The organism is Caldicellulosiruptoraceae bacterium PP1 (genome assembly GCA_041320695.1).
Classification (GTDB): Bacteria; Bacillota; Thermoanaerobacteria; order Caldicellulosiruptorales; family Caldicellulosiruptoraceae; genus JBGGOQ01.
Genome location: JBGGOQ010000013.1, coordinates 23,804 through 30,044 on the forward strand (window position 1 = coordinate 23,804; position 6,241 = coordinate 30,044).

Genomic DNA, 6,241 nt, shown 5'->3' on the forward strand with positions numbered 1-6,241 from the left:
AATGGGTGTAAATAGTTCATATAAAGTATATAATCTAAAAACAGTTTTAGATATAGCACGTAAATATAAATTTGCTGTTGGAGCATTTTCGCCAAGGTCAACAGCTATGATATTACCTATATTAAGAGCTGCAGAAAAAAATAATTCACTTGCCATAGTTCAAATTTCTCAAAAAGAACTACTAAAATATGAAATAACTCCAAAACAATTTGCTGAAGAGTTTTTTGAATGTTTAGATAGATATAATTTAAATGTACATGTTGTGTTACACCTTGATCATACAAAAGACATAAAGATTATACATGATGCAATTGATGCACGATTTACATCTGTTATGATTGATGCTTCTGATAAACCGTTAGAAGAAAATATAAAGATAACAAAAGAAGTGGTTGAATATGCTCACTCAAAAGGGGTATCAGTAGAGGCTGAGCTTGGTATGATTGGAACCACAGACTTTGTTGAGACCGATAAAGATGAAGAACTGTATACAAATCCTGAAGAGGCAAAATATTTTGTTGAGAAAACTAATGTTGATGCATTAGCGGTATCTGTAGGAACTGCACATGGTGTATATAGTAGCATTAGACAGCCAAAGATTGATTACAACAGGCTTATTGAGATAGGTGAACTTACTGATGTTCATCTGGTTCTACATGGTGGTTCCGGGATACCAGCACAAATGATTGTAAAGGCAATAAAATTAGAGAAAGGTTCAATTAGTAAAGTTAATATTGCTACTGATTTAGAATTAGAACTGTTAAGGGCTATAAATAAAACAAATTCATTAAAAAATAGTGAATTAAATGCCCTTGAAAAAGGATTACTTGAAAAAGGCAGAAATGCAGTAGAGGATTTAGTAATAGCTAAGATGGACGATTTTCTATTAAGTAAAGATAGCGCAAAGTTTATTTAAAAAAGTTAAATGCAGCATATTATGGAGGGTATGAAATGAAAGAAAAAAAGCTATATATGATAGGAAATGCACATATTGATCCTGTTTGGTTATGGCAATGGTATGAAGGCTTTCAAGAGGTAAAAGCGACATTTAGATCAGTTCTTGATAGAATGAATGAATATGAAGACTTTAAATTTTGTGCAAGCTCAAGTATCTTTTATAAATGGATAGAAAAGAATTGTCCTGAAATGTTCGAAGAAATTAAAAAAAGAGTAGCTGAAGGAAGATGGGAATTAGTAGGAGGATGGATTGTTGAACCTGACTGTAACATACCTTCTGGAGAATCATTTGTAAGACAAGGACTTTATGCACAAAGATACTTTAAAGACAGATTTGGTAAGATTGCAAAGGTAGGATTTAATATAGACAGCTTTGGTCATGCAGGAACTTTACCACAGATTCTAAAAAAAAGCGGCATAGACTTTTATGTATTCTTAAGGCCTCAACCACATGAAAAACATCTTCCTAATAATGTTTTTTATTGGCAATCCAATGATGGAAGTAAAGTATTAACAGCTCGTATTCCTTATGAATATTGCTCATGGGGAAAAGAACTTTCTAATCATATTGAAAGATGTGCAATGGAAATAAAACCTCCATATAAAGAAATGGTTTGCGTTTATGGTGTTGGTAATCATGGCGGAGGACCAACAAAGCAGAATATTGAAAGTATATATCAGTTAAATAACAAGCAGGATCTTCCGGAATTGATTATAAGTACACCAACAGATTTCTTTGAAGCAATATTAAATAATGAATATCCTGTTGTAATAGATGATTTACAGCATCATGCAAGCGGCTGCTATGCAGCACATTCAAATATTAAAATGATGAATAGAAAGGCTGAAAATTTACTTTTATTTGCTGAAAAGTTCAGTACAATAGCTGATGTTCTTGAGCTTCAAAGATATGAAAAAGAACAATTTCAAAATGCATGGGAAAATTTATTATTTAATCAGTTCCACGATATTCTAGCTGGGACATCATTAGAAGAAGCATATGAAGATGCTAGGGACATGATAGGTGAAACAATGTCAGTTGCTAAAAGAAATTTGAATTATGCTATCCAAGCACTTTCTTGGCAAGTTGACATTGAATACAAAGAAAACTCAAAGCCAATTGTTGTATTCAATCCACATTCATGGGATTCAGTTTCAAATATAGAACTTGAATTTGGAAACATTAACCCAAATGATGTGTTGGTAGACGAAAATAACAATATTGTTCCATACCAAAAGATTACATCACATGCTACATCTGGTGGCAGGAATAGACTATCATTTATAGCAACTTTACCATCATTAGGGTATAGAACATTTAGTCTTATTCAAAATAGCGAAAATAATATAGAATTTGAACCAATGAATGCATCAGATAACTACATAGAAAATGAAAGATTTAAACTTGAAATTGATGAAAATACTGGGTTTATTAAGAATCTCTACGATAAAGAGGAACAATTTGAGGTATTCCAAGGTCCAGCAGCAGTATTAAAGGTTATAGATGATAACTCAGATACATGGGCTCACGGTGTTCTTAAATTTGATAGATTTATAGGAGAATTTACTAAAAAAAGTAATAAACTAATCGAACATGGTCCTGTTAAATCGGTTATAAGGGTTGAAAACACTTATAACCATTCATTGGTAATTCAGGATTTCACAATGTACAAAGAAATAAACAGAATTGATGTTGATGTTGTGGTTGATTGGAGAGAAAAACAAAAAATGCTTAAAATACTTTTCCCTATTAATCTGATATTTGTTACTGCAACACATGAAGTACCTTACGGAATTTTAGAGAGAGAGACAAATGGAGAAGAAGAACCTATTCAATCATGGGTTGATATGTCAGGTATAATAAGAGGCAAAAACACTGTTTATGGTGTAAGCATTATAAACGATGGCAAGTACAGCCTTAGCATCGATAATAAAACAATTGGTCTTACAGTTTTGAGAAGCCCTGTATATGCACATCATGATCCAATGAAGCTTGAAGATGGAAAGTTTTATTCATATATAGATAATGGGATTCAAAGATTTAGATATTCAATACTTCCACATAAAGATAAGTTTAGTAATGCTAATGTAGTAAGGCATGCAAACGAAGTTAACCAAAGACCTTTTGCATTAGTTGAAACATTCCATAAAGGGAAGTTACCAAAAAAACTGTCATTTGCTAAGGTTGATAAGGAAAATGTTGTTATAAGCTGCTTAAAGCTTTCAGAAGATGATAACGACATTATTTTAAGATGTTATGAGGCTTACAATAAACAGACATTAGCATGTATTGAACTGCCAATATTAGATAAGAAGATAATAGCTGAATTTAAACCAAATGAGATAAAGACATTCAAAATCCCACGAGATAACTCAAAACAAGTAAAAGAAGTTAATCTGTTGGAATATGATATGTAAGAAGCGGGTGTTTTCATGAACAATATTACTGCAAAAAATGAGATAATTAATATCGGAAAACAATTGATGGATAAAAAATTTACCTGGGGCAATGCAGGAAATATTAGCATTAGAGTTGATGAAGAAACCTTTTTAATTACTGCAAGTGGAACAATTCTAAAAGAACTTACGGTTGATGATATAGTAGAATGTAAGTTAACTGAAAACGGATATGAATATAAAGGGGAAACAAAACCATCTAAAGAAGCTATTATTCATAGTTTGGTATACAAAAAAAGAAATGATGTTAATTCAGTAATACATGTTTCACCTTTTTATGCAACCTTTATTTCTATATTAGGCTTAGAGATTCCAAACAACCTATTTGTTGAGAATATGTACTATCTCGAAAGAATAAAAAAAGTTCCTTACAAACATCCAGGTTCTATAGAACTTGCTTCAGAGATAGAGAGATATGTAACCCAAACAAATATTATTTTATTAGAAAACCATGGAATACTTTGTTATGATACAAATTCAAGAGAAACAATGATAGCAATAGAGATTTTAGAAGAAACATGTAGAATGGTGGTTTTATCAAAGTCCATGGGGGCTGATATAGTAGGATTAAGAGAGGAAATAGTTAAGGATTTTTTGGGAAATTCAGGTTACAAGAAAAGAAGAAAATGGGAGGATGGAAGATGATAGGCGTTGTTGCAGATGATATTACAGGTGCAAATGATATAGGAATAATGTTTGCCAAAAAAGGCCTTCTAACAATTGTAATATCATATGACGTAGCAAGAGAGTTAAATAAGCAAAGTATAAATGCTGATATTATAATAATAGATACAAACTCAAGATTTGATACTGAAAAGGTGGCATATGAAAAGGCTTATAATTCTACCAAAATTCTTAAAGAAATTGGATGTGATAAATTTTACAAAAAAACCTGTTCAGTATTTAGAGGAAATGTTGGTGCCGAGTTTGATGCAATGTTAGATGCATTAAACGAAAAAAATGGGTATGTAGTTGCAGCATTCCCTAAAAACGGTCGTCAAACCCTATATGGTATTCATTATGTTCATGGGAAGAAACTTGAACATTCTGAATTTAGAAAAGACCCAATGCACCCAATGACTGAATCATACTTGCCTAACATAGTTTCAAAACAAACAAAAAGAACTATTGGTGTTTTAAATATAGAAGATTTAAGAAATGATAAAGAGTATGTAAAAAAAATAGTACAGGAAAAAGAAAAGATACTCAGCTATTTAATATTTGACTGTGAAAATCAAGAAGATTTAAGAAAAATTGCTGAATTGATTTACAACAAAAGAGTATTCATGGGAAGTTCAGCAATAGCAGAAGAACTTGCAGATTTAATTTTTAAAAATCCAATTGGGTTAAAAGGTATAAATCTACCTAAAAAAAATAACTATGGCATATTGTGTGCAGCAGGAAGCTTAATGCCGCAGACAAAACGACAGATTGAGCATTTAAAAAGTTTAGAACTTCCTTATATAGTAATTGATACAACAAAGATTTTCGATGAAACCATTAGAATTAATCTAATTGATGAAATTTCAGACAGGTTAGCAAAAATATTAGAAAATGGTCAGGATGCAGTTGTTTATACAGCAAATAGCCAAGAAGAAGTTGAAGAAACGAAATCAATTGGAAGGAAAAAAGGGCTTTCGGAGGTTGAAATATTAAATTTAGTATCATCGACATTAGCAGACATTGTAAAGAAAACCAAAGAAAAATTACCCATAAATAGAATAGTTGTTGCTGGAGGCGAGACATCAGCAGCAGTATGTAACAAACTAAATATAAATAAGATGATTGTTTGGAAAGAAATACAAAGCGGATTACCATCCTGTGTATCAGAAGGATCAGACAACATAATGTTAGTACTAAAGTCAGGAAGCTTCGGATCGGATGATTTTTTGAAAGAGGCTATAGAACATCTAAAAGAAAATATAACAAATTGAGGAGGAATTATTTTGTTAACTTCTCAAAGACGAAATAAGATAAAAGAAATATTGTTAAAAGAAAAATCTGTAAAAGTTAATGACCTTGTAAAGCTTTTTGGAGTATCTGAAGAGACAATAAGAAGGGATTTAGGTGCATTAGAAAAACAAAATTTAGTAAAAAGAAGTTATGGTGGAGCAATTCTAACTGATGAATTGCAGCTTGTTATGACAAATATTCCTACTGTGCAACAAAGAAAGCTCTTATTTTTTAAAGAAAAAGATGCAATTGGGAAACTTGCTGCATCACTTGTTTCAGAAAAACAGATTGTAATTCTTGATGCTGGTTCTACAACATGGTCTGTTGCAAGATATCTTAAGGATTTTAGTGAAATTACTGTTGTTTCTAATAGTATTGATATTGCACAGGAATTAGGGCAAAGTGAAGGAGCTGCAGTGTTTATTGTAGGGGGGAAACTTTCAAAAAGATCTATGAGCTTGGTTGGGCCGCAGGCCGAAATTGAAATTAAAAAATATAATGCACACATTGTATTTCTTGGAACAACTGCTATATCAACAAGCAGAGGAGAGTTTTTAAGCTCAGACATTTATGAGGCAGAGCTTAAAAAAGTAATGGCAAAGTCAGCACAAACAAAAGTTGTTGTTGCTGACCATAGTAAGTTTGATAAGCATGGATTAATTGCTTTTAGCAGTTTTGAAGATATCGATATTTTAATAACAAGTGATTTGGTTGATCCAGATATATTAAAACAGATAGAAAACAAGGGGATAAAAATAATGACTTGCCATGTTGACATTGATTAGTATTAAGACAAACGGTATAATGTCAAGGGGGTTTTAGAGAAAAATTTTTTAGATAATAAGGGTAAAAAAGGCAATAAAATAGCGAGCTA

The 6,241-nt window shown here is 31.6% G+C and carries 5 protein-coding genes; all 5 read left to right on the forward strand.

Translation table 11 applies throughout. The annotated features are described in order from the left end of the window. Position 1 precedes the first annotated feature (1 nt). Genes ACAG39_11440 through ACAG39_11460 form a run of 5 tightly spaced genes read left to right on the forward strand, consistent with a single transcriptional unit; the run spans position 2 to position 6,152 of the window. Positions 2 to 916, forward strand: a complete 915-nt coding sequence (locus ACAG39_11440; protein MEZ0537845.1) for a ketose-bisphosphate aldolase — start codon at positions 2 to 4, stop codon at positions 914 to 916. Positions 917 to 951: 35 nt separating this feature from the next. Beyond that, positions 952 to 3,375, forward strand: a complete 2,424-nt coding sequence (locus ACAG39_11445; protein ID MEZ0537846.1) for an alpha-mannosidase — start codon at positions 952 to 954, stop codon at positions 3,373 to 3,375. A gap of 15 nt (positions 3,376 to 3,390) precedes the next feature. Further along, entirely contained in the window at positions 3,391 to 4,059 is a 669-nt protein-coding gene (locus ACAG39_11450) for a class II aldolase/adducin family protein (GenBank protein ID MEZ0537847.1), read from the forward strand. Next, on the forward strand, positions 4,056 to 5,348 hold the full coding sequence (locus ACAG39_11455) for a four-carbon acid sugar kinase family protein (GenBank protein ID MEZ0537848.1): 1,293 nt from the start codon (positions 4,056 to 4,058) through the stop codon (positions 5,346 to 5,348). Before ACAG39_11450 ends, ACAG39_11455 begins: the two co-directional genes overlap by 4 nt. Before the next feature lie 12 nt (positions 5,349 to 5,360). Then, positions 5,361 to 6,152 (forward strand): DeoR/GlpR family DNA-binding transcription regulator, encoded by a 792-nt coding sequence (locus ACAG39_11460; GenBank protein MEZ0537849.1) that lies wholly within the window; start codon positions 5,361 to 5,363, stop codon positions 6,150 to 6,152. Positions 6,153 to 6,241: the final 89 nt, after the last annotated feature.